The 23,342-nt window shown below is 35.9% G+C and carries 23 protein-coding genes, 3 tRNA genes and 2 pseudogenes; 15 read left to right on the forward strand and 13 right to left on the reverse strand.

Going from position 1 to position 23,342, the window contains the following annotated elements; genetic code table 11:
- Window positions 1–40: 40 nt before the first annotated feature.
- The gene (locus EA652_RS07165) at window positions 41–142 is read left to right on the forward strand and encodes a hypothetical protein (RefSeq protein ID WP_238514231.1); all 102 of its coding nucleotides are present in this window, start codon (window positions 41–43) and stop codon (window positions 140–142) included.
- A gap of 29 nt (window positions 143–171) precedes the next feature.
- Here the strand turns inward: EA652_RS07165 and EA652_RS04595 are convergent.
- The 5 genes and pseudogenes from EA652_RS04595 to EA652_RS04615 all read right to left on the reverse strand — a co-directional run.
- Window positions 172–408: pseudogene (locus EA652_RS04595) on the reverse strand (integrase core domain-containing protein); the annotation flags it as partial.
- Between the two features lie 25 nt (window positions 409–433).
- Window positions 434–1,266, reverse strand: a protein-coding gene (locus tag EA652_RS04600) for an IS5-like element ISWpi1 family transposase (RefSeq protein WP_094189578.1) whose coding sequence is annotated in 2 segments (ribosomal slippage) — window positions 434–897 and window positions 897–1,266 — 834 coding nt in all. Because the reading frame shifts where the segments join, the coding sequence is not laid out codon by codon here.
- A 64-nt stretch (window positions 1,267–1,330) separates the two neighbouring features.
- Window positions 1,331–2,149, reverse strand: a pseudogene (locus EA652_RS04605) (IS481-like element ISWpi2 family transposase); the annotation flags it as partial.
- A 364-nt stretch (window positions 2,150–2,513) separates the two neighbouring features.
- Entirely contained in the window at window positions 2,514–4,430 is a 1,917-nt protein-coding gene (locus tag EA652_RS04610; RefSeq protein ID WP_006280211.1) for an ATP-dependent helicase, read from the reverse strand.
- 127 nt (window positions 4,431–4,557) lie between these two features.
- A complete protein-coding gene (locus EA652_RS04615; protein ID WP_012673313.1) occupies window positions 4,558–4,971 on the reverse strand; it encodes a WD_0964 family protein in 414 nt (137 codons plus the stop codon).
- Between the two features lie 232 nt (window positions 4,972–5,203).
- Between EA652_RS04615 and EA652_RS04620 the strand changes: the two genes are divergently transcribed.
- From EA652_RS04620 to ccmE, 8 genes are read left to right on the forward strand one after another with little or no spacing between them, the layout of a single operon-like run.
- On the forward strand, window positions 5,204–5,791 hold the full coding sequence (locus EA652_RS04620; protein ID WP_006280212.1) for an NADH-quinone oxidoreductase subunit J: 588 nt from the start codon (window positions 5,204–5,206) through the stop codon (window positions 5,789–5,791).
- A complete protein-coding gene (gene nuoK, locus EA652_RS04625; RefSeq protein WP_006012916.1) occupies window positions 5,782–6,090 on the forward strand; it encodes an NADH-quinone oxidoreductase subunit NuoK in 309 nt (102 codons plus the stop codon). The genes EA652_RS04620 and nuoK overlap by 10 nt, the downstream gene beginning before the upstream one ends.
- A gap of 4 nt (window positions 6,091–6,094) precedes the next feature.
- The gene (nuoL, locus tag EA652_RS04630) at window positions 6,095–7,951 is read left to right on the forward strand and encodes an NADH-quinone oxidoreductase subunit L (protein ID WP_012673314.1); all 1,857 of its coding nucleotides are present in this window, start codon (window positions 6,095–6,097) and stop codon (window positions 7,949–7,951) included.
- Window positions 7,952–7,954: 3 nt separating this feature from the next.
- Window positions 7,955–9,397 (forward strand): complex I subunit 4 family protein, encoded by a 1,443-nt coding sequence (locus EA652_RS04635; protein ID WP_006280320.1) that lies wholly within the window; start codon window positions 7,955–7,957, stop codon window positions 9,395–9,397.
- Window positions 9,394–10,758 carry an NADH-quinone oxidoreductase subunit N gene (locus EA652_RS04640; protein ID WP_012673315.1) on the forward strand — a complete coding sequence of 455 codons (1,365 nt, stop codon included), beginning with the start codon at window positions 9,394–9,396 and terminating at the stop codon, window positions 10,756–10,758. The genes EA652_RS04635 and EA652_RS04640 overlap by 4 nt, the downstream gene beginning before the upstream one ends.
- A 17-nt stretch (window positions 10,759–10,775) precedes the next feature.
- Window positions 10,776–11,648, forward strand: coding sequence for a biotin--[acetyl-CoA-carboxylase] ligase (locus tag EA652_RS04645; protein ID WP_012673316.1), 873 nt, complete (start codon window positions 10,776–10,778; stop codon window positions 11,646–11,648).
- Window positions 11,645–11,782: a CcmD-like small membrane protein gene (locus EA652_RS07660; RefSeq protein WP_006012903.1), complete on the forward strand. Its 138-nt coding sequence runs from the start codon at window positions 11,645–11,647 to the stop codon at window positions 11,780–11,782. The genes EA652_RS04645 and EA652_RS07660 overlap by 4 nt, the downstream gene beginning before the upstream one ends.
- Window positions 11,766–12,167 (forward strand): cytochrome c maturation protein CcmE, encoded by a 402-nt coding sequence (gene ccmE / locus EA652_RS04650; protein WP_012673317.1) that lies wholly within the window; start codon window positions 11,766–11,768, stop codon window positions 12,165–12,167. Before EA652_RS07660 ends, ccmE begins: the two co-directional genes overlap by 17 nt.
- Before the next feature lie 62 nt (window positions 12,168–12,229).
- On the opposite strand, the gene EA652_RS04655 is transcribed toward ccmE, so the two are convergent.
- The 4 genes from EA652_RS04655 to EA652_RS04670 form a co-directional block, all read right to left on the reverse strand.
- Window positions 12,230–12,562, reverse strand: a complete 333-nt coding sequence (locus EA652_RS04655) for a hypothetical protein (protein ID WP_012673318.1) — start codon at window positions 12,560–12,562, stop codon at window positions 12,230–12,232.
- Between the two features lie 101 nt (window positions 12,563–12,663).
- Entirely contained in the window at window positions 12,664–13,116 is a 453-nt protein-coding gene (locus EA652_RS04660; protein WP_012673319.1) for a hypothetical protein, read from the reverse strand.
- Window positions 13,117–13,161: 45 nt separating this feature from the next.
- On the reverse strand, window positions 13,162–14,634 hold the full coding sequence (locus tag EA652_RS04665; RefSeq protein ID WP_012673320.1) for a magnesium transporter MgtE N-terminal domain-containing protein: 1,473 nt from the start codon (window positions 14,632–14,634) through the stop codon (window positions 13,162–13,164).
- Between the two features lie 212 nt (window positions 14,635–14,846).
- Window positions 14,847–14,922: transfer RNA gene (locus EA652_RS04670), tRNA-Ala, on the reverse strand.
- 320 nt (window positions 14,923–15,242) lie between these two features.
- On the opposite strand from EA652_RS04670, the gene EA652_RS04675 reads away from it, so the two are divergent.
- Together EA652_RS04675 and nuoF are read left to right on the forward strand one after the other, a co-directional pair.
- Window positions 15,243–15,315, forward strand: a tRNA-Lys gene (locus EA652_RS04675).
- A gap of 19 nt (window positions 15,316–15,334) precedes the next feature.
- On the forward strand, window positions 15,335–16,588 hold the full coding sequence (nuoF, locus tag EA652_RS04680) for an NADH-quinone oxidoreductase subunit NuoF (protein WP_012673321.1): 1,254 nt from the start codon (window positions 15,335–15,337) through the stop codon (window positions 16,586–16,588).
- Window positions 16,589–16,616: 28 nt separating this feature from the next.
- Here nuoF and infC read toward each other — a convergent pair whose 3' ends face one another.
- The 4 genes from infC to nuoI form a co-directional block, all read right to left on the reverse strand.
- On the reverse strand, window positions 16,617–17,135 hold the full coding sequence (infC, locus tag EA652_RS04685; protein ID WP_012673322.1) for a translation initiation factor IF-3: 519 nt from the start codon (window positions 17,133–17,135) through the stop codon (window positions 16,617–16,619).
- 12 nt (window positions 17,136–17,147) lie between these two features.
- Window positions 17,148–19,049 (reverse strand): threonine--tRNA ligase, encoded by a 1,902-nt coding sequence (thrS, locus tag EA652_RS04690; protein ID WP_012673323.1) that lies wholly within the window; start codon window positions 19,047–19,049, stop codon window positions 17,148–17,150.
- Window positions 19,046–19,237, reverse strand: a complete 192-nt coding sequence (locus tag EA652_RS04695) for a hypothetical protein (RefSeq protein ID WP_007550132.1) — start codon at window positions 19,235–19,237, stop codon at window positions 19,046–19,048. Before EA652_RS04695 ends, thrS begins: the two co-directional genes overlap by 4 nt.
- 115 nt (window positions 19,238–19,352) lie before the next feature.
- Window positions 19,353–19,835, reverse strand: coding sequence for an NADH-quinone oxidoreductase subunit NuoI (nuoI, locus tag EA652_RS04700; RefSeq protein ID WP_038199316.1), 483 nt, complete (start codon window positions 19,833–19,835; stop codon window positions 19,353–19,355).
- A 131-nt stretch (window positions 19,836–19,966) separates the two neighbouring features.
- Between nuoI and mnmE the strand changes: the two genes are divergently transcribed.
- The 4 genes from mnmE (at window position 19,967) to EA652_RS07315 (ending at window position 23,341) form a co-directional block, all read left to right on the forward strand.
- Entirely contained in the window at window positions 19,967–21,295 is a 1,329-nt protein-coding gene (gene mnmE / locus EA652_RS04705) for a tRNA uridine-5-carboxymethylaminomethyl(34) synthesis GTPase MnmE (protein ID WP_012673325.1), read from the forward strand.
- A gap of 47 nt (window positions 21,296–21,342) precedes the next feature.
- Window positions 21,343–21,430: transfer RNA gene (locus EA652_RS04710), tRNA-Ser, on the forward strand.
- A gap of 168 nt (window positions 21,431–21,598) precedes the next feature.
- Window positions 21,599–22,615: an NAD(P)/FAD-dependent oxidoreductase gene (locus tag EA652_RS04715; RefSeq protein ID WP_012673326.1), complete on the forward strand. Its 1,017-nt coding sequence runs from the start codon at window positions 21,599–21,601 to the stop codon at window positions 22,613–22,615.
- 603 nt (window positions 22,616–23,218) lie between these two features.
- Complete coding sequence (locus EA652_RS07315) at window positions 23,219–23,341, forward strand: hypothetical protein (protein WP_255317430.1); 123 nt, start codon at window positions 23,219–23,221, stop codon at window positions 23,339–23,341.
- The last annotated feature ends 1 nt before the right edge of the window (window position 23,342 follow it).

The following is a 23,342-nucleotide window of genomic DNA, read 5'->3' on the forward strand; positions in this document are numbered from 1 at the left end:
GCAAGGAGGTTCAATAAGCCCAATCATTTCAAACATATTTATGCACCATGCATTTGATATATGGATGAAACAAAATCACCCAACAGTACCATTTGAAAGATATGTGGATGATGCGATAGTGCACTGCAGAACTAAAATGTAAAAGACAAGATTTGATCTGACAGACAAGAATTAACTGACAGAAGAATTGAGGTAGTCAAAACTAATATCAGGCTCTTGTGTAATGCTACTAATATTTTTCTGAAAAGCAATATATTTGCTATCAAGAAAAGTTTGCATAGGCGTTTTGCCATAGCAATATTTACCCGAGTGAGGTCTTGTCTCATTATAAGAACGCAACCAATGATCAACATCAATCTGTAGATCTTCCAAAGAACTGTAGATTTTCTTTCTAAAGATGATATTGTAAGAGGTTGTCCGGAAACTAGTAAATTCAAGCATATTCCCTCTTTAACATAACCCTACTCATAGCTAGGTATATGAAATTCTCAGTGGATGTTGTGAGTAAATCATACTCCTTCGATAGCCTTCTATTCCTATTAACCCAAGCAAAAGTCCTTTCTACAACCCATCTTCTTGGCTGTACTTTAAACCCTTGTTCTCTTGTTGGTAGTAGCTCAGGTGGCGTATCTTTGTGCACCCAAAATCTACATGGAGGCCTTTTAACAATTTCAATATCTATGTCATATTCTTCCTTTATGTGATTCTTTAAATTTCTTCCTTGGTATCCCATGTCAGCCCACATTTTTTTAACTTTAGTATATTTTGTTCTCATATTGTTTAATGCTATTTTAATACCATCTCTATCATTTTCGTTAGCAGCGCCTACGTAACAACCTAGTATAAAACCCTGAGTGTCTGTAATTATATGCCTTTTTCTACCCTTTACTTTTTTACTTCCATCATAGCCTTTGATCCCCCCTTTTCTGTAGTCTTTACAGATTGACTATCTACTATACAGGCACTCGGCTGCTCATTCCTTCCTATTTTTCTTCTACTATATTTTGTAATTTCATAATTCATTTTCTCAAAAATTCCCTGCTTCTTCCATTGCCTGAACTGCTCATACACAGTCTTCCATAGCGGAAAATCATTTGGTAAATACCGCCATTGACACCCTGTACGCAATACATAGAAAATTGCTTCTAATATTTCTCTTTTGCTATACTTTGGCGGCCTTCCTCCTTTCTTGTATGATACTCTGAAGTGTTTTTCTATTCTTGCCCATTCCCTTTCGCTTAGATCTGTTGGATACTTTTTTCTCATCTTTACCCCGTACTAAAATTTCAGATATTATAGCCTTTTACTTGTTTCCGGACAACCTCTAACACTCATCTTGCATGGTTCTATGAAACCTTTCACATATGCCATTAGTCTGTGGAGAGTTGGCTTTAGTTCTAGAATGATCGATGTTTTCTATGCCCAAATAAAGCTGATAAGCGTGATTTTCGGGCTTGCCACAGTACTCCGTACCCCTATCAGTTAAAATGCGTAATAATGGAATTTTCTGCTCATCAAAAAATGGAATAACTCTATCGTTGAGAAGATCTGCAGCTGTAATAGCTGTTCTGTCCGTGTAAAGTTTAACCATTGCAACTCTGGAATAAGTATCAACAAAAGTTTGCTGATAAATGCGCCCTATACCTTTGATATTGCCCACATAATAGGTATCTTGAGAACCCAAATAACCTGGATGTTGCGTCTCAATTTCACCATGAGCTTCCCTTTGTTCTTTCACTTTTTCTAAAGCTGCAAGTTGTTCTTCAGTTAAAATGATTCCGTCTTGAGCTACTTTTGTCTCTAGTGCTTTAAGTCTCTTTTTGAGAGTTTCAAGGTCATTTCTTAGCCATACAGACCTTACTCCTCCCTGAGAAATTATTATACCTCTTTTTCTCAGTTCATTTGCAGCTCTTTCTTGCCCATATGCTGGAAATTCTGTTGCTATACCAATCACTGCTCTTTCTATATCGTCGGAAACTCTGTTTGCTAATAGCGGTTTTTTCTTACTTATTTCATGTAATGCTTCCTCTCCTCCATTTTCATATAACTCCTTAAAGCGATAAAATGTATCTCTTGAGTATCCCATCACTTTGCATGCTTGAGACACATTTCCTAGTTGTTTTGCTAGTTCTCTAGCTTTGGTTTTAATATTTTTGTCTGTATTGTACTCATATCTAACACTCCTTTATTTTTAACTTACTTTTTTAAAGTGTCAGGTCAAGTCTTATTTAATACAACTAAAAGACAGGCAGAATTTATGCGAGCAGCAATTGAAGAAAGATTGGCACAATGTAAGCTAAAATTGCAACCTGATACCAATGCCATTCCAAAACTCCATCATTATACTGCCTTAGTATAACCTTCTCACTCCTATTGTCTATTTGTTTGTTATGTAATAGAAATTGGTATGAGATTGAAGAATTAAGTGTGAACGGTTACAGAATTTTTGCCAGGAGAAACATATAGTTAAAGTAATTCAGATTTGTAAGATATGTTTATCTGCAATTATAGCTTCAACAGTAGGCAATGTTGCTTTTAATTACCTCAACATTTTCTCTTGGCAATTCTTTAATGAACCGAGAAGTGCGCATCGGTTGCCACTGGTTGTTAATTTCCCTCCTATCTGCACATGAAATGATTAACCTTTCTTTGGCTCTGGTTATGCCAACATATGCGAGTCTCCTTTCTTCTTCTAAAGCTTTACCACTTTTGTCATCAAAAGATCTTTGATGAGGAAATAATCCCTCTTCCCAACCAGGTAGAAACACGCACGGGAATTCAAGTCCTTTGGCTGCATGAAGAGTCATAACATATACGGTGTCATCGTTATTCATATTATCCACTTCCATCACCAAACTTATGTGCTCCAAGAAAGTTGTGGCATTATCGAAATTTTTTAAAGATGAGATGAGCTCCTTGACATTTTCTATTCGTGCTAAGCCTGTTACCTCCTCATTTTCAAGCATTTCAATATACCCTGATTGGTTTGCTACGATTTTAACGAATTCATGCAGTGGTTTTACGCTTACTATTTCTTCCCAAGCTTTAATTTTATTTAAAAAATCATTTAGTGAGAGTTTAATTCTTTCGGTTACTTGATTACTATTAACTAATATTTTTGCTGCCTCAAAAAAAGAAATTTTGTTATCCTGAGCAGTCGTGTATATTTTCTTTAGAGTTGTAGCTCCTATGCTTCTTTTTGGCCGGTTTACGATCCTTTCGAAAGCTAAGTCATCGTTATTGTTTGTAACGAGTCTTAAATATGCAATTATATCCCTGACTTCCTGACGTTCGTAGAATTTTACGCCACTTATAATCTTGTAGGGAATTGAATATTTTATAAAATACTCTTCGAGAACTCTAGTTTGAAAAGTGGCCCTTACCAGCACTGCAATGTCACTAAATCTGTATTTATTGAGCTTTAATATCTGTTCGCTTATGAACCTTGCTTCAGCTTTTCCGTCCCATAATTTTATTAGATTTACCTTTTCCCCTTCAATGTTTGTTGTCCACAATTTTTTTTCTAAGCGAGTCTTATTGTGATTGATAACATATGACGCAGTTGCAAGTATGTGGGATGTTGACCTGTAGTTACACTCTAGTTTAACGGTTTTTGCATTTTTAAAATCATCAGAAAACTTCAAAATATTTTCAACTTCTGCACCACGCCAACTATATATCGACTGGTCATCATCTCCTACACAGCAAATATTTGAGTGCTCTTTTGCAAGGTATTTTAGCCAAAGATATTGTATCGCATTTGTATCTTGATATTCATCTACCATGACATATTTAAACTTGTTTTGGTAGTAGGACAGAACTTCGGTCTTTTGATTAAAGAGTTGTATGTTATATAGCAATAAGTCACCAAAATCGACAGAGTTAAGGAATCTCAACCTTTCCTGATACTGGTGATAGACCTTGAGTGCAGTTACATATACTGGCCTAAATGATTGAATATCTTCCACTTCAGATGGCAATAAGCACTTCTCTTTCCATTGCTGAATAATATTCATAATGGTCTTACATTTTTCTGATAGGTAATCAGGATTTATTTCATTGATAATATTTTTTATTACCTGTAATTGGTCATCCACACCAATGATTGTAAAATTGGGGTTTAAGCCCACAATTTCTGCGTGCAGGCGCAAAATTTTTGCTGCAATTGCATGGAAAGTGCCAAGCCATGGTATGTTTGTGCCCGTTAGCTCAAGTACCCTTGATACCATCTCATTTGCTGCTTTATTTGTGAATGTAACAGCTAATATTTCATCAGAATAAGCGTGACCATTTCTAATTATGTGTGCTATTCTTGAAGTAATCGTTCTTGTTTTTCCGGTTCCGGCTCCTGCCAATATTAAAACCGGTCCATCTATGTTAGTTACAGCTGATTGTTGTTCTGGATTTAGCAGTGAGAGATAATCGTTCATCGTAGCCCTATAGATTATAACTTCGTAAAGTTAAACCTATGATTGAAATATTGTAAAGGTTTTATTGAATAGAACAGTTAAAGAATGCTTCACTCAAGTACTATATATTTAAACGTAGGTTTTACATCTATTTTGTTTTAGTAGTTTCAGGTGTATGTCGAGTAACAACAACTTGATTTGAGGTATTGGCACCAGTTGTTGGGTGAATAGGTGGAGTTTGGAATGGCTTATATGTACAATTTAGTTCCTTCATTTCTATTTCTTCAACAAGGGGTTTTTCTTTTGGGGTATAGTGATTATGCGTTGCAGGTCGTTCAGTGAGATTTTCATATGTTTCTTTCAACCAAGCTCCGATATCATACACAAATCCATACGCTTTTTCTTTAAATTCTCTCAATGATCTACCTAAACTGGCTGGTATGTTATTAAAGTAAATTGTCACATAATCTCTTGTAGTGTACTGATAACTTTCTCTATTTAATTTACCACTTTGTGTATTACAAGTGTTATTACTTTGAAAATAACCAAATATGTTGTACATTTTGAGCCGCCATTAATTACTAACATACACATATTATATATTGATAAATTAAAATAATCAAGGATAAATTAAGGGTTTAGTGTATTGATTAAGCACTTAGAAAGCGCTCTGTATAATAATTTAAAATGGAGCTGGAGCTTTGTAGTACAATGTTTTCAAACGTTTAATATAATATTGACTTTACAACAATAGTCACTTTAAATTAGTAACTATTGTTGCAATTAAAGTATCAATGCCTTTTTTCTTTTATTTTTTTTCGATTTTGAGCATTTTATCTGCTGTTTGTGTGATTAGCGTAAGAAATCCTGTGCATGCAGTATTATTTTTAATTTTCACCTTCGTTAACTCTGCAGTGCTTTTTATTCTCCTTGGAGCTGAATTCATTGCTATGATGGTGCTGATAGTATACATCGGCGCGGTTGCAGTGTTATTCCTCTTTGTAGTTATGATGCTCGATATTGACTACATAAGGTTGCGCCAGGGTTTTGCAAAGCATTTCACTCTTGGTGCTATATTATGTGTTGTGTTTTTTCTAGTCATCAGCTTTGTAATCCGCAGCTCAACGCTGAATATAAGTAATGTTATAAACTATAATACTAATAACGTGAAAGCTATTGGTAATTTGCTGTATACTGACTACATGTACGCTTTTCATCTTTCTGGTATTCTGCTGCTTGTTGCAATTGTCGGTGCAATTGCTCTTACTTTGCAAGACAAGAAAAAAGGAATTAAAAGACAGAATGTTTTAAAGCAATTGACGCAATCTTCATCTGTAAAATTGGTTAAGGCTAAATTTGGAAAAGGAGTAGAATGGAAATAGGATTAAATCATTTTCTGATAGTTGCTGCTGTTTTGTTCACTATTGGGGTGTGCGGTATTTTCATTAACCGTAAGAGCATAATCAACATACTGTTATCAATAGAAATATTATTGCTGGCAATCAACATCAATCTAGTTGCTTTTTCTGCCTTTATGAATGATATAGTTGGGCAAATTTTTGTGATGTTTGTGTTGACTGTTGCAGCAGCAGAGTCAGGAGTTGGGCTTGCGATATTGGTTGTATATTATAGAAGCCGTGGCAATATAGACGTTGAACAAGCAAATTTAATGAAAGAATGAAAGTATGACGTATATACTGAAATTAATAGTATTTTTGCCACTTTTTGGTTCGCTATTTGCAGCACTTTTTAGAAGAGATGTTTTTAGTCAGTTAGTTACAACGGCAGGGATTGGAATATCTGCAGTTTTATCTTGGTATGTTTTTCTCACCTTCTCTGAAAATTATCACTTGAGTTTATTTCCTTTGTTTTCATTGAGCATCTTAAAAGTAAATTGGGCAATTAGTGTGGATGCTCTCTCATCCTTAATGCTGATTGTTATTACCACCGTTTCACTGGTAGTACATCTCTACTCTATCGGTTATATGGAGCATGATAAGGGGAAGTCGAGGTTTTTTTCTTACCTATCGCTATTTACGTTTTGCATGATTGTGCTGGTTGTAAGCGATAATTTCGTGCAGCTTTTTTTTGGCTGGGAAGGAGTTGGCCTGTGTTCTTATTTACTCATAGGATTTTGGTTCCAAAAATATTCTGCAAATAATGCAGCAATTAAAGCATTTGTTGTGAATAGGGTAGGAGACTTTGCACTATTGATTGGGATCTTTCTTATTTATTATACATTTCACTCTTTGAAATTTACTGAAGTTTTTGACACAGCTGATCTTCTTGGCACGCAGAACATTAGAGCATTCTGCTGTGAATTCAAAGTAACTCATATAATATGCATATTACTTTTTATTGGCTGTATGGGTAAATCTGCACAGCTTGGTTTACATGTTTGGTTGCCAGATGCAATGGAAGGGCCAACTCCTGTTTCTGCACTTATTCACGCAGCAACGATGGTAACAGCAGGTATATTTTTAGTAGCAAAGTGTTCTCCATTGTTTGAGTTATCAAATGTGGCACGAGAATTAATAGTTATCGTTGGAGCACTCACTGCTTTTTTTGCAGCCACCGTTGCAATTACTCAGAACGATATAAAGAAAATAATTGCTTATTCAACCTGCAGTCAACTTGGTTATATGTTCATGGCATGTGGGCTTTCTGCTTACAATGTTGCTATTTTTCATTTAATGACCCACGCTTTTTTTAAAGCTCTACTATTTCTTGGTGCTGGCAATGTAATTCATGCAATGCATCATGAGCAAAACATTCAGAAAATGGGAAATTGCTGGAAGAAAATCCCTTGCACTTACACTCTCATGTGGATTGGGTCTCTTGCGCTTTCTGGAATATTTCCATTTGCAGGTTTTTACTCAAAGGATTTGATAATTGAACATGCTTATAGCACGGATAGCTTTGCTTTTGTAATAAGCTTAGTTGTTGCATTCTTCACAGCGTTTTACTCTTGGAGGTTATTGCTTCTTGTGTTCCACAGCCAAAAACAAAGTAAAATTAATATACATGAGGCACCAAAGATTATGCTTATACCATTACTGATACTTGCTTTTGGTTCGGTATTTTCTGGAGTGTGGGGAGCAAATATTTTGAACATAACTAGTAATGCGTTTTGGAAATCAAGTTTAGTAGTTATTGATGAGCATGGAGTTCATAATTTCTTTATAAAACTACTGCCAACCTTAGCAAGCCTAAGTGGAATAGCACTTGCGTACCTAATTTACCAATATCAAGTAATTAGGCAAATTAAGAGTAAATTTTTACTTAAGTTTTTGCAGAATAAATGGTACTTTGATGAGGTGTATGAGTTTGTTATCATTGCACCGATAAGGTTTATATCTAGGCTTCTATGGAAGTTTGATGTTAAGGCTATTGATTCATTTGGGCCAAATGGTATTGTAAGGTTGGTTAATGAATGTTCAAAAAGTTCTATAAAGTTACAAACTGGTTATATATTTGATTATGCATTTATTATGTTTGTTACTTTAATAATCGGTGCTTTATATATTATTGGAATTAAATAGAAGGTGTTGTTACTTAGTATATTCTTGCTTCCACTGATAGGAGCGTTGATTTTATCCTTAATCAGGATTAATCATCAATCTATACACTTAAGATTCCTTGCTCTATTTTTTGCTGTACTTCCATTTTTGCTTAGCATTGTAGCTTGTATAGAATTTGATTATAACGATGCGGACTTTCAGTTTGTCAGCTACCCAATTAGAAATGTTGGAATAGGGATAGATGGTATATCGTTGCTTTTCCTTCTGCTTACAACTTTCTTGTTTGTAATTTGTATACTCTACAACTGCAAAATGAGTTATACAACCCTTAGGCCATATATGGCATTATTTCTACTGCTTGAGAGTTTTGTAGTCGGTTTTTTCGTTTCACTGAATGCTATAAGCTTTTATGTGTTTTTTGAAGCTGTTTTAATACCAATGTTCTTTATTATTGGCATTTGGGGAGGAAAACACAGGGTATATGCAACGTTTAAGTTGTTTCTTTATACATTAACTGGCTCATTATTATTTTTACTTGGATTGGTGTACATCTATAGCACTTTTGGGACGTTTAATATACAAAAATTAGCTACATTAGTGCCAAACCTTGATCTTGAAGTGCAGTCATTGCTGTGGATTGCATTTTTTATTTCTTTTGCAATAAAAGTACCGATGTTTCCATTTCACACTTGGCTTCCTGATGCGCATGTGCAATCACCAACTTCTGGATCTGTGATTTTAGCTGGCTTGCTTATTAAAATGGGGGGATATGGATTTTTAAGGTTTTCTATTCCAATGCTTCCTCAGGCAAGTTTATATTTTTCAAATTTCGTTGTTGTGCTGAGCATTATTGCGGTGATATATGCTTCTCTAGTTGCGTTTGCTCAAGATGATATAAAGAAGTTAATAGCTTATTCTTCAATAGCACATATGGGGATCGTTACTGCTGGCCTCTTTTCATTTTGTGAGGAAGGAGTACTGGGTAGCATATTTCAAATGATCAGTCATGGCCTTATCTCTGCTGCTTTATTTTTATGTGTTGGAATGCTATATACTCGAACTGGAACTTTGGAGATTGCAAAATATTTTGGCATAGTAAACACAATGCCAAAATTTGGTTTTATGTTCATTTTATTTTCAATAGCTTCAATAGGGCTACCTGGAACATCTGGGTTCGCAGGTGAGTTTTTGGCTATGGTTGGAATGTTTAAGAGCCTAGGGTTTTTTACAGGATTTATCGCACTTGGCACTATTTTAAGCGCAGTTTATATGCTGAATTTATGTAAGCAAATAATATGGGGGGTTAGCTATTCTAAATTATTAAATAACCGCTTGGATAGCATAGAATTTTCTGTCTTAATTCTGCTTGCAGTGTTTGTTATTTTGCTTGGATTCTACCCAACCCTTGCACTGAATTATTTGAAGCCATGTATGGCAAATTTGTTAGTCAAATATAATGCGCTATGAATTATATACAGATATTGCCGGAAACGTTCTCTATTATCTCCTCGTTAGTGTTGCTGCTGCTTGGGATTATATTTAACCGCCGCACTATCAATTTACTAGCACTTGGCTGCACAGTGGTAACTTTGATTATTTTAATTATTTCGGCAGAAAACAATGAAATTTTTCTCTTTAATTCGTTGTTAAAACTCAATTTATACATCAGGTCAGCCCAAGGGTTAATTCTCAGCACAGGAATTTTAATACTTTTGATGCTGAATTTATCAAAATATGACTATAAATATGAATTTTCAATACTGATTCTTTTTGCGCTATTTGGCATGATAACTTTAGTTTCAGCAAATAGCTTAATTTCTTTCTATTTAGCTTTTGAGTTGATGAGTATATCTTTGTATGTTCTTGCGAGCTTTAATAAAGATTCAGCTTATTCATGCGAAGCAGGAGTGAAATATTTTACACTCAGTGCGTTATCTTCCTGCATTATGCTATATGGAATGTCGCTGCTTTATGGATATACAGGACAAGTCAATTTCTCTGAGCTCAGTTCATTCTTGCAAAACCACCAGATAACTTATGGAATAGTTTTTGGGTTAGTCTTTGTCCTAATTGGTTTGTGTTTCAAGCTTGCTATTGTTCCTTTTCATATGTGGGCTCCAGATGTCTATCAAGGTGCACCTACCATAGTAACTGCGTTTTTTTCTACAGCTCCAAAAGCTGCACTTGTAACATTTTTAATTCGATTGATGAATGAAGAGTTAGTAAATGTAAAAAGTTATGTTCAGCCTATTTTCTTATACGTTTCAGCATTGTCTGTGCTTATCTCAGCTTTTGGGGCCTTGCGTCAGCAAAACTTAAAAAGGCTGCTTGCTTACAGTTCAATTGGTCACATTGGTTTTATATTTGCTTCACTTTCTATTTTTACACAAGCAGGAACAGATAGTGCCTTAATGTATCTGGTGATATATATCATCACAAGCATAGGGCTATTCTCATATCTTGTACAAATTGACGATGACGATTGTGATATTGCAAATTTATCTGGTATAGGGAAGAAACGCCCAATTGTAGCATTTCATCTTTCTGTGCTGTTACTCTCGATGTCGGGAATACCTCCACTTGCAGGTTTTATCGCTAAATTTTTTATATTCAAAAGTTTAATAAATTCTGGCTTTATCAGCCTGTCCTTGATCCTTGTAATAGCGAGTGTGATATCATGCTACTATTATTTAAATATCATGAAAGTTATGTATTTTGATAAAGCTAGTGGTAATAAGGTTGCTTATTCTAAGGGTCTATTCATTATTACTTCAGTGGCTTCACTGATCAACCTCGTTCTTTTCTTGTACGTTTTACTCACTCATTGAACTAAAGGACTGACAAGGTGATCCCTGAGGGTTTTCATATTCATCATTACAAAGAAGTTTCAAGCACTAATAAAGAAGCGTTGGATTTAATTGATAAAGGAATATCAAATGAAACCGCTATTATTGCCGACAAACAAACAGAGGGTAGAGGGCGTACCGGAAAAAGTTGGATTTCTCCCGAGGGTAATTTTTATGCAAGTTTGGTAATAAACCTCTTTAACGATTATCTGAATGAAAGCCAGCTTTCGGTGTCATTCCAGCGCGTGACGCTGGAATCTAGAAAAAAAGAAGAATGGATCCCAGTGTCAAGCACTGGGATGACATCAGAGGGCATTGGGATGACAGAGAAGGGTTTGGTGAATAAAATTGCGGATGTTAGCAAATTAACAGAATTGACTTTTGTTACTGCTCTTACTGTTGGAAATACTATACTGTCATTTATAAATGGTCTAAATCTCCAGTATAAGTGGCCAAATGATGTCCTTATTGATGGCAAGAAAATAAGTGGAATATTGCTTGAAAAAAGATCCAATTCGAATTGGCTTATTGTAGGAATTGGAATTAATGTCAGTCATGCACCACTTCCAGGAACAACGTGCATTAGCAATTACGGTGAGTCTGTGTCTAACATAGATCTGTTAAAGGAATTAATAATAAATTTTAATAAGCTAAGAAAGCAATGGCTATTTGATGGGTTTTATGCTATAAGAGAAATGTGGTTAAAAAAAGCATTCAAAATGAATGAGCAAATCAGTGTAAAGTTAGCTGACAAATTGTATGAAGGAATTTTTGCTGATATAGATAAAAGTGGTAAATTGGTGTTGCAGCAAAAGGATGAAAGCTTAATTTATTTTGATGCAGGTGAGTTATTTATTAACGATATATTATGAACACGTATGTGATTTTTGCTTACCTTATTAGTCTTACATTGATTACCGGAGAACTGATTCTTACCATTTCTTGCTATATTAAAAGTAAAAAAATTCTAGAAAGCCTGAAAGATAATAATGAAGAAGAAACATAAGCGATTACTTATAACTTCAGGAATTTTCTGCTTTTTAAGCTGCATAGTCTTTTTTATTTTAACAACGCTCAAAGAAAACATCTCATTTTTCTATACAGTAAGTGAGGCAATAGTTTTACAAAATAGTCAAAAACTAATCCGTGTTGGTGGAATGGTTGTTGAAAATAGCGTGATACGGAGCGAAAGTGAAGTAATTTTTCAAATGACAGATTTTAACAAAAGCGTTGTGGTAAAATATCAAGGGATACTTCCACCAATGTTTTCAGAAAAAAGTGGTGTTGTTGTGCAAGGTAAAATGTTTGATAATAGTACTTTTCTTGCAGATACAGTGTTTGCAAAACATGATGAGAACTATATGCCGAAAGTTTTAAAACAGATTCCCTAATTCAGCTGTATTGAAACGATATGTAGAGAGAGTAACAGCCCACTGGGCTATTACTTTTTTTCTTATATGAATTCAGGAGCATCCATTGGTGGCGGTTCTAGCGAAGATTTTAAATCGTTAATTTCTTTTATTAGCTCGTCAAGCTTACTCCTTTCTTCTGTTAGCATGTCATTTAATTGACTGATAGAGTTGCTATTGTTATGCAATACATCATCCAATTCAGGAACGAATTTCGTGTTCAGCTCTGCGATTAATTTATCTAAAGCTTTGTGGACATAACCAAGCTGCGCTGGATTTCGCGCAACTGTTTCATCATAACCTTTAGGTTTGGCGTTAACTTCTATTTTGCTTATTACTTTAAGTTCGTTTTTGCTTTCTTGTTTACTATTATTCATGCTAACTCCTATAAAAAATTAGAACTTTGAAACTAACTAGTTACCTTGAAATGGTATGTGAAAGAAAGCAACAGCCTGCTAGCAAGCTATTACCTTTTTTATTAAAGCAATCCGTTCTCTCCGCCAGTAATATGGAGTAATGAAGGAGCTTCTCCAATCTCTGGTATATCATCAAGTCTAGCCTGAAGATCTTTAAGTTTAGCGTCTATCTCGCTTGTCTTTGTGCCTATGTTTTCTATAGTTGATGACAGTGGTTCTACTATGCCGCTTGTCATCACATCACTTACATCATCGTTATATTTATTAATACTTTTCATCAGACCATCATAAAAATTTTTAAGATTCTTAACGCTTACCGTGATTGTCGGTATAGCATTAATCTCTTTTTCTTCCATAACCTTAGTTATATCAATTCCATCCGGTGCGCTTTTAGTAGTAATCTTCTTTATTTCTGGTATTGCAAAATTTGGTTTATTAAACGCCGGCTTCGGAAGTTGTAATGTATTATTTGATTCAACTTCTTCACTAGAATATAATTCTGTATTTTTACTCATAATAGTTACCTCCTATAAAAAACTACTTATCTTTATAAATCACTACTATACAAATAACAGTGAGTCATTATTAATGTCTACTATTGTGAAGTCTGAGGCCTGTCCGATTTCTGGCATATCGTCCTTGATTTGCTTGAGCATCTCAATCATTTCCTTGTTCTGTTTACTCTGCTCGTCAAGTTCCCCTTTTAATGCATCAATAATAGCTTTAGATTGATCTTTACTGCCAAGATCACCAATCACAGCTGTCACCTTTTCATAAGGCAGCTTGTGAATAATATCTTTAAGCTCTTCTGCGCCTATGTTATCCAAAAGTTCTTTAAACTGCTCATTAGACATATTGCGAGCAAAAGCTTGAAGTTTTTCTGGATTATCAACTAAAGACTTAATGATAATCTGGATCCTATTAGAATCAGTTAAATCCTGAGCAATTGCTTCGAGTTTCTCAGGATCAAGCTTATTAACTAAGTCTTTCAGTTGGTCTTCTTGCAGACTATTTACTAAAGCTTTCAACTGATCACCTTCTAATTCTTTGGAGAGTATCGTCAAGTGGTGCTCAGCCAAGTCTTTTGCAAGCACTGTAAATTGCTCGTCATTTAAAGTTTTAATAAGTGCTTTGAACTGATCCACTTTTAAGTGAGGTAAAATTTCTTTTACTTGCTCTGAATTTAATTTTCTCACTAGAGCTTCAAGCTGAGTATCATTTAAAATAGGAACAATTATTTGTAACTTTTCTGGATTTAGTTCCTGAGCGAGGGTTTTTAGCTGGTGATTGGTTAGATGATCCACTAAAGCTTGGAGTTGTTCATCTGTTAAGTTCTCTGCTAAGGCCTGCAACTGGCTTGAGCTCAGTTCAGGAATGATTTTTTGTAGTTGCTCGTTACTAAGAGTATTGGCAAGAGTTTTTAGTTGGCCGTCTGTTAGGCCCTGAATAAAAACTTTAGTAAACGCGTTTGATAGCAACAGTAGCACATCTCTTATATGTCTCTCACCGTAGTATAACATAATGTCTTGTAATACCTCATTGTCAGGTGAATCGATTATATTTCCTGCCTCGTCTGAAAAATAATATTTATTGTTGCCAGTATCTGAATCTTCCCATGTTACATATTTGTATTCCAATTTTTTTGATTTAATAGAACTGCTACACATAGTTTTGAAAGGCTGCACAAGCTCTCTTGTATATGATAACTTAGCCAACTCATTACCGTAATATACAAATGTATGGTTACCTTTTACATAATCTAAGTTAGAATCACTTTTATAATCTTTGGCTACCAGATTTCCTTCATTTTCTTCCTCCAGACATATGTAACTGTCTAGGCAAGAACTGCTGCAAAGTTTTATAGGCAATAAGCCTAGTACTACATCGTTTTTATCATCCAGCGATACAAGCTCAACTTTTTTAATAGGCATTGTAGGATCATTACCTTCAGGCCACTTTATCCTTGTAGTCGGGGTTTTTCTAAACACCTCTTTTCCAGGTATCATCTTAAAAACATGCTTTTTTCCACTCATAGGCGTTACCAATAAATTAATTGTTAGTATTCTAACATTTATTGATTAATTTATTGTTAAATTAGTATATATTACAATTGTAATAACCAACATTACTTGTGTAGAGAAAAGTTACGAAAAGAAATAGAGATTTTCAGGGAAGTAGTATAAAATCCTCATAGATTAAAATAAGCTGCTTTGACAGGTTTTGTGGCGGCTAGAGCTGTATAGACTGGTGGAGGCAAGCGGGATCGAACCGCTGACCTTCTGCGTGCAAAACAGATGCTCTACCAGCTGAGCTATACCCCCAGGTAATTCTTGCTTAAAGCATAAATCACTCAGGCTGAAATGCAAGAAATATTTATCTATTAGGCTATTGCTAAATAGTGTACAAATTCTGCAGGGTGTACACACTTCTCTATTTTTTTGTCTCCTTAGCGTTATACGTCACACCATCCAAATAAATCTGTGAACTGAAAATTAACAAGAAGTTTTCCTTTAAAAATTTTTTAACTAAATTATCACTAACGCAGTATATTATATAATTCATTTAACCACACATGAAAATTTTAGTTTGATTAAAACGGATAAAAACTGTATTGATGTTTAGTATAGCTGAAAAATGAAATGATCCCGTAGCTCAGCCGGTAGAGCAACTGACTTTTAATCAGTGGGTCACGCGTTCGAATCGCGTCGGGATCACTCACAAATTTTGAAAAACATGCTAAAAGAACAAGACAAAATATTCACCAACCTAAATGGTAAAGAAACTCCACTACTTGAGGGTGCAAAAAAACGTGGTGGTTGGCAAAAAACAAAGGAATTACTGGATTTAGGATCAGAAAAAATCATTGATGAAGTAAAGAAATCTGGCTTGAGAGGTCGAGGGGGTGCAGGATTTTCCACCGGCCTTAAGTGGAGCTTTATGCCCAAAAATCTCCCAAAAGCATATTTAGTAGTCAATGCAGATGAGTCAGAACCTGGTACATGTAAAGATAGAGATATATTGCGATATGAGCCACATAAGTTACTTGAGGGAATTCTCCTGGCCAGCAGAGCGATCAGCGCATCAGTTGCGTATATTTATATCAGGGGTGAATTTTATAATGAATATTTAGTTCTGAAAAAAGCACTTGAGGAAGCCTATAAAGAAAACTTAATTGGAAAAAATGCCTGCAAATCAGGTTATGATCTTGATGTGTTTATCCATAGGGGTGCAGGAGCTTACATATGTGGAGAAGAAACAGCTCAACTTGAATCAATTGAAGGAAAAAAGGGCTTTCCTCGCATGAAGCCTCCATTTCCCGCAGGTGTTGGACTTTTTGGCTGCCCAACCACAATAAACAACGTTGAAACTATAGCCATGGTTCCAGATATTCTAAATCGCGGAGGAGAATGGTTTACATCTCTTGGTAAACCAAATAATACTGGTACCAAGGTCTTTTGTATTTCAGGACATGTAAACAACCCGTGTAATGTTGAAGAAGAGCTCGGAATTCCATTACGTGAATTAATTGAAAAATACGCAGGTGGAGTGCGAGGAGGTTGGGATAATTTACTTGCTGTAATACCTGGTGGGTCTTCAGCGCCATTAATTCCAAAATCTATATGCGATACTATTGAAATGGATTTTGATTCATTAAGAACTGCACAATCAGGGCTTGGTACTGCTGCTGTAATAGTGATGGATAAATCAACTGATATAATAGCTGCAATAGAGAGGTTATCACACTTTTATATGCATGAGTCCTGTGGACAATGCACACCATGCCGTGAAGGTACTGGATGGATGTGGAGGATTATGAAGAGGATGGTGGCAGGAGATATTAAACCTGATGAAATAGATAAGCTGCTTGACCTTACAACTCAAATAGAAGGACATACAATTTGCGCGCTTGGCGATGCTGCAGCTTGGCCGATTCAAGGATTAATAAGACATTTTCGCCATGTTATCAAAGAGAGAGCGATAATTTAACTTTACTTATACTTCTTAAGCCGTTTTGCTACTTAGCAACCAGAGCTAAAAAATATTGATTCCCTTCTCTTTTAGGTGCCAATTCTACCTTTGCGATATCTTCAGTGTCTCGAATTAGCCGTTCTAATTTTTCCAGTCCAACTTCAGTGTTTATAAGCTCTCTCCCTCTAAATCTCATTGTGACTTTAATTTTATGTCCGTGGACAAGTAAGTCTCTTGCTTGACGCAATTTTGTTTCGTAGTCGTGATCACCAATATTAGGACCCAGTTTAATTTCTTTTATAGTTAATGTTTTTTGTTTCTTTTTTGCTTCACTTGCTTTCTTTTTTATATCATACTTTTGCTTGCTATAATCCAGAATTTTACATACTGGAGGGGTTGAATCAGGTGCAATTTCCACCAAGTCTAAACCAACACCCTGTGCAAGCTCCAAAGCTCGTTCTATTAGCACGATTCCGATCATTTCACCACTGTGATCAACTAAGCGTACCTCCTTAGCTGTGATGAATCCATTAATTCTGTTTTTATTGTTCTTTTTAACTTGCAAACTTTAACTCCCTTAATTCAAATTAATACTTTTTAACAACAATTCAATAGCCTTCTCCAAAGAAAAAGACTCCTGTCTTTCCGATCCTAAATTTCTCACTGACACAGTTTTACTGGTAACTTCATTTTTGCCTACAATCCACAATATAGGAACCTTGTTTAGACTATGCAAACGTATCTTATAACTAATTTTTTCATTGGTCAAATCAGTCTTGACTCTTACACCTTGTTCTTTTAAGACATTGCTGATTTTTGTGGCGTAACCGTCAGCCTCATTTGTAATGGTCAGAATAGCAAGTTGCGTTGGAGCAAGCCAAACTGGAAATTTTCCTGCGTAATTTTCTATCAAAATTCCAATAAAACGCTCAAAAGTCCCAAGAATTGCCCTATGTAACATGACAGGGTGATGCTTGTGCCCATCTGCTCCTATATAAAAAGCTCCCAGACGTTCTGGTAAAATGAAATCAACTTGCAATGTTCCACATTGCCAGCTTCTGCCTATTGCATCTTTCAAAACAAACTCTAGCTTTGGACCATAAAATGCACCTTCACCAGGGCTCAGTTCATAACTCAAGCCCGCTTCTTTAACGGCTTCAAGCAGCGCTTTTTCAGCTCTATCCCACACTTCATCATCTCCTGCCCTAACATCTGGACGGTCTGAAAATTTCACAGAAATTTCATTGAACCCAAGCTCTGAATATACTTCTTTTAAAAGGTCACAAAACTTTATAGTCTCAGAATTCACTTGTTCTTCCATACAAAAAATGTGTGCATCGTCTTGCGTAAAACCACGCACTCGCATCAGTCCGTGCAATGAGCCTGAGCTTTCATTCCTATGACACGTACCAAATTCTGCCATACGTATCGGTAAATCACGATAGCTTCTGGTGTGAGAATTAAAAATCTGCACATGACAGGGGCAATTCATGGGTTTTATTGCTAGCTTTTTGCTTTCAGATTCATCAACAATAAACATATTTTCACGAAACTTATCCCAATGTCCAGATTTTTCCCACAGCTCTTTGCTTACTAAAATAGGAGTTTTTACCTCAAAATAGCCATTATTTATTAGCTTCTTTCTGATGTAAGACTCAAGAACATTATATAGAATATATCCTTGTTCATGCCAAAAAACCTGCCCAACAGCTTCCTCTTGAATGTGAAATAAATCCATATCCTTAGCAATTTTGCGGTGATCACGTTTTTCTGCTTCTTTGAGGCACTCAAGGTAAGCGTTTAATTCATCCTTATTTCTCCATGCTGTACCATATATTCGCTGCAACATTGGGCCCTTTGCATCACCTCGCCAGTATGCACCCGCTACTTTCATAAGTTTAAACGCTTTAACTCTGCCGGTTGATGGTGAGTGCGGACCACGACATAGGTCAATAAAATCACCTTGCCTATAAACAGTTAGGTTTTCACCCTCTGGTATGGATGAGATAATATCAACCTTATATTTTTCGCCTATATCACTAAAGAAATCAATTGCCTGCTTGCGAGTCCAAACTTCTCGAACAAATCTGTGGTTACTTTTTACAATCTCTTTCATTTTCTTTTCTATTGCGGTAAGATCGTCCGTAGTGAAGGTACGACCTGTAGCAAAATCATAGTAAAAACCGTCCTGAATTGTTGGGCCGATAGTAATCTGAGTATTAGGAAATAGCTCTTTCACTGCCTGTGCCATTATGTGAGCAGCATCATGCCTTATTATATCTAAACCCGCTTCGTCACTCAGTTGTATCACCTCTATCTCTGCATCAGCTTCAATTTCACGTGAGAGATCATGCAACTCACCATTTACCTTAAAGGCAATTGCTTCTTTCAAAACATCCGGTTGTAATATATCAAAGCCAGTAACTTTACCACTGTATTCTTTTACTTTTTGTTCGGCTGAAAAAGTAATCCTAATCATTTATCGACCCTTTTGTCTAACCCTCTCTTTGTCATCCCAGTGCTTGACACTGGAATCCAGCTTTTTTGTAATTTCATTGAAAATGTTGTATAGTGTGCTTGTTCACAATCAATTTTACTGGATCCCAGTGTCAAGCACTGGGATGACACCTTTGTGTTTGAGGCAAAACAGGCTATAACATTTAACATACTGCCCTCGCAAACAAATGTTCGTACAGTTGTGTATCAGCTACTGGGATGACACCACCCCTAGTGGGCACTGCCCCTAAATCATAATGGATAACAGGGTTATAAGCTCTGAACATTAATAATAAGGCCTATTCTTCTTTAACCTGAGTGCAATTGCGTCTTCCCAAACTTCACCATTACGCAATAACTTTTCTTTATTGTACATTAGCTCCTCTCTTGTTTCAGTAGCAAATTCAAAGTTAGGACCTTCAACAATTGCATCAACTGGACATGCCTCTTGGCAAAGTCCGCAGTATATGCATTTTGTCATATCAATATCATAGCGCGTGGTGCGGCGACTACCGTCTTCTCTTTCCTCTGCTTCAATAACTATTGCTTGAGCAGGGCAGATAACTTCACATAATTTACAAGCTATGCATCGTTCTTCACCGTTTGGATACCTACGCAACGCATGCTCACCACGAAACCTTGGACTTAAAGGGCCCTTCTCCATAGGATACCTCAAAGTAACCTTTGGCTTAAACATATATTTTAATGTAATAACAAACCCTTTAATTAACTCTACAAAAGACCAGTACCAAGCTAATTTCTTGAGCATAAAATATTTAAAACTTGTGTCAGTCATTATAAATCATATTATCAGTTTTCAAAATAAATATTTTCACCTGGGTGACTTTTTAGGTATTTTGGTTCCTTAAGTATAACATTGCTAAGTAGTTTATATAAATAATGACAAACACAAATGAAACTATTTTCGCTTTATCGACCGTATTTGGTAAGTCAGGAGTTGCAGTAATCAGAATTTCAGGCAATTACGCGCTTAAAGCTTTAAATCATTTTCATATTAAGAAAGAAATTAAACCAAGATTTGCTACTTTAGTTGATCTATATGATGATTCCAGTCAATTGATAGATAATGGAATAATCATCTATTTCCCTGCTCCAAACAGTTTCACTGGCGAGGATGTTATAGAGTTACAAGTGCATGGAAGCAAGGCAGTTATAAAAATCATCTTGGAGGAATTATCAAAAGTTTTCGTTATGGCCAAGCCTGGAGAATTCTCACTTAGGGCTTTTCTAAATGGTAAATTTGACTTAACGCAAATAGAAGGGATTGCAGACTTAATTGATGCTGAGACGAAAATGCAAGCTAAACAAGCGATTAAGCAGATATCAGGAGAATTGGAGAGACTATACAGCAATTGGAGGCAAAGATTGATAACGATACAATCCAAAATCGAAGCATATATAGACTTTCCAGAGGACATTTGGGCAGAAAAAAGTGAGTTGGAAAAAATTAATAATGAAGTGCAATCTCTCGTGCGATTGATACAAGAGCATTTAAATGATAATAGACGGGGCGAAAGGTTGCGTGAGGGTTTACATATTGTAATAACTGGTGAACCAAATGTCGGTAAATCAACTCTGTTTAATTTCTTAGCCAAGCGTGATATTGCTATTGTTTCTGAATATGCAGGCACAACAAGAGATATACTTGAAGCTCATATTGACATTGGCGGATACCCAATCATTCTCTCTGATACTGCTGGAATTCGTGAAAGTTCAGATCCAATAGAATTAGAAGGTATAAGTCGAGCGAAAAAGAGGTCTTTTGAAGCTGATTTAAGAATAGAACTATTTCCTTTTGAACAGCGTCCTAATATCAATTGCAACGTTGTAAATAGCGATACTATTTATGTATTGAGCAAAGCTGACGATGTTATCAATAATCACGATATAAAAATTAATGGCATAGATCTTTTACCCGTTTCTATTCTAAAGGGAATAGGTACAAACAAATTGATCTCTCTCATAAAAGAGAAGGCAGAGGAAAAATTTGGGCATGATAGAGACACTCCTGTGATTACTCGGCAAAGACATAGGAATCACATGCAGAAAGCACTGGAACATTTACAACGTTTTAATATCGATAATCCAATTGAGTTGATATCTGAAGATTTGAGGCTTGCTGCATTTGAACTTGGTGCGGTGATTGGAATTATTGATGTTGAGGAAATATTGAGTAGTGTGTTTAGCAACTTTTGCGTGGGCAAGTAAAGCTTTTATAGATTGCTTAAAATCAAATGTTGTGATAGAAAAGAAATGGACGGATGGCCGAGCGGTTTAAGGCACCAGTCTTGAAAACTGACGTACGTGATGAGCGTACCATGGGTTCGAATCCCATTCCGTCCGCACAGCATCTCGCTATGCTAGCTGATTTTTAGAGCTTATTTGGACTATGTGGTTCATAACGCTGGAAATCTTGTCTAATCTAGCCACATCTTTTAAAAATACATCCCTTTGTAAATTGACCTTGTTAGCAAAGAAAGCTAATATCTATAAATAGATCACCATCTGAATATGAAAACCGATATAGTAATAATAGGTGCAGGACCTGTTGGAATATTCACTGCTTTTCAAGCGGGAATGCTTGATATGGGATGTCATATAATAGATGTTTTGGATCAAGCAGGAGGACAATGCACAGCTCTTTACCCAGAAAAGCCAATATATGATATACCTGGTTATCCTGTAATTACTGCCCAAAAATTAATTGAGCAACTAATGGAGCAAGCTTCGCCATTTAAGCCTATTTACCATTTAAGTCAAAAAGTAGAAAAGATTTCAAATAACGAAGGTGAAAACTTTACTATCATAACGAGCATAGGTACAGAGGTAAAATGTAAGGCTGTTATTGTTGCTGCAGGTAATGGAATGTTTGAACCTAACCGTCCACCCTTAAGTGGTATATTAGAATATGAAAATAAATCTGTATTTTATAGTGTAAATAAAATTTCCGATTTTCAGGATAAAACTATAGTCATTGCAGGGGGGGGTGATTCTGCGGCTGATTGGACTGTAGAACTTTCTAAAGTTGCGAAGAAAATTTATGTGATACATAGGAGAAAGGAATTTCGCTGCACTCCTGAAACTAGAAATAAATTAGAATCACTTGAAAGTGATGGAAAGATAGAACTGGTAGTGCCATATCAATTACACGAACTAGCAGGAGGTAATGGGCAATTGAGCACAGTGATAGTAAAAAACATTGCCTCTAAGGAAGAAAAAGAAATATCCGCTGATTTTTTGCTGCCATTTTTTGGATTGTCAATGAATCTTGGTCCAATAAACAATTGGGGTATACAGTTAGAACATAGCCGCATAGTTGTCGACCCAGCTACACTTAAAACCAGTAGAGATAGGATATATGCAATCGGAGATATAGCTATTTATTCAGGCAAACTAAAGTTAATATTAAGTGGTTTTGCTGAGAGTGCCATGGCTTGTTATGACATATACAAAGTAATCCACAATTCTCCGGTTAACTTTCAATATTCAACCTCAAAGGGAATTCACGGGAAAGAAAAACTTCCTTGACAAACCTCGCCAGCTCCCTTATCATGAAAATGAAGCTATTGTATTTGCTTTCGCCAATCTGCAGATTAAAAGGTAAGGATTACTTAATGTATCGGCGTCTTATGTTCAATTTTTTGCAGTATATAGATACTGTATGTCTTTACAAAACTTCATCTACATCTAGATTTTTATCTAAATAAGCTGAACGCGCTTACAAAGCGTTACAAGACATCAAAAAATGCCAATACTCGACAGAGATAGTAAAAGACTAGCTAACTCGGGGATTCTTTGTCTTTTTTTCTGCTTAGTAAATTTCTTAAACGTTTGCAGCGTAGGTTAGTTGCAATTAAAAGCAGCTGAATTTCGCTTGTCAAGCGTTTAAAACATAAAAAACGCCAATATTTTAAAGCGGATAATAACCCCAGGGCTTCTTTTGCCTTTTTTTTTATTTGGTAAATTTCTTAAATATTTATGGCTAAACGACAACCGTCATCCCAGCGGGATCTAGAGATACCGCGAATGAATCGCGGTATGACGTAGGACTGCTGTCATTCCAGTGCTCCTTTTTTTGTCATCCGAGTAGCTGACACTGGGATCCAGGAAACTTAACTTTACACCAGGTGAATGTACAATAAGAACTGGATTCCAGACTGGAATGACACCGAAGGGGCTACTGGGATGACAAAAGGGGGCACTGGGATGACAGGAGAAAGAGGCACTGGAATGACAAAGAGGGTACTTGGATGAC

Origin of the sequence: Wolbachia endosymbiont of Drosophila ananassae (genome assembly GCF_008033215.1) — a bacterium.
GTDB lineage: Bacteria > Pseudomonadota > Alphaproteobacteria > Rickettsiales > Anaplasmataceae > Wolbachia > Wolbachia pipientis.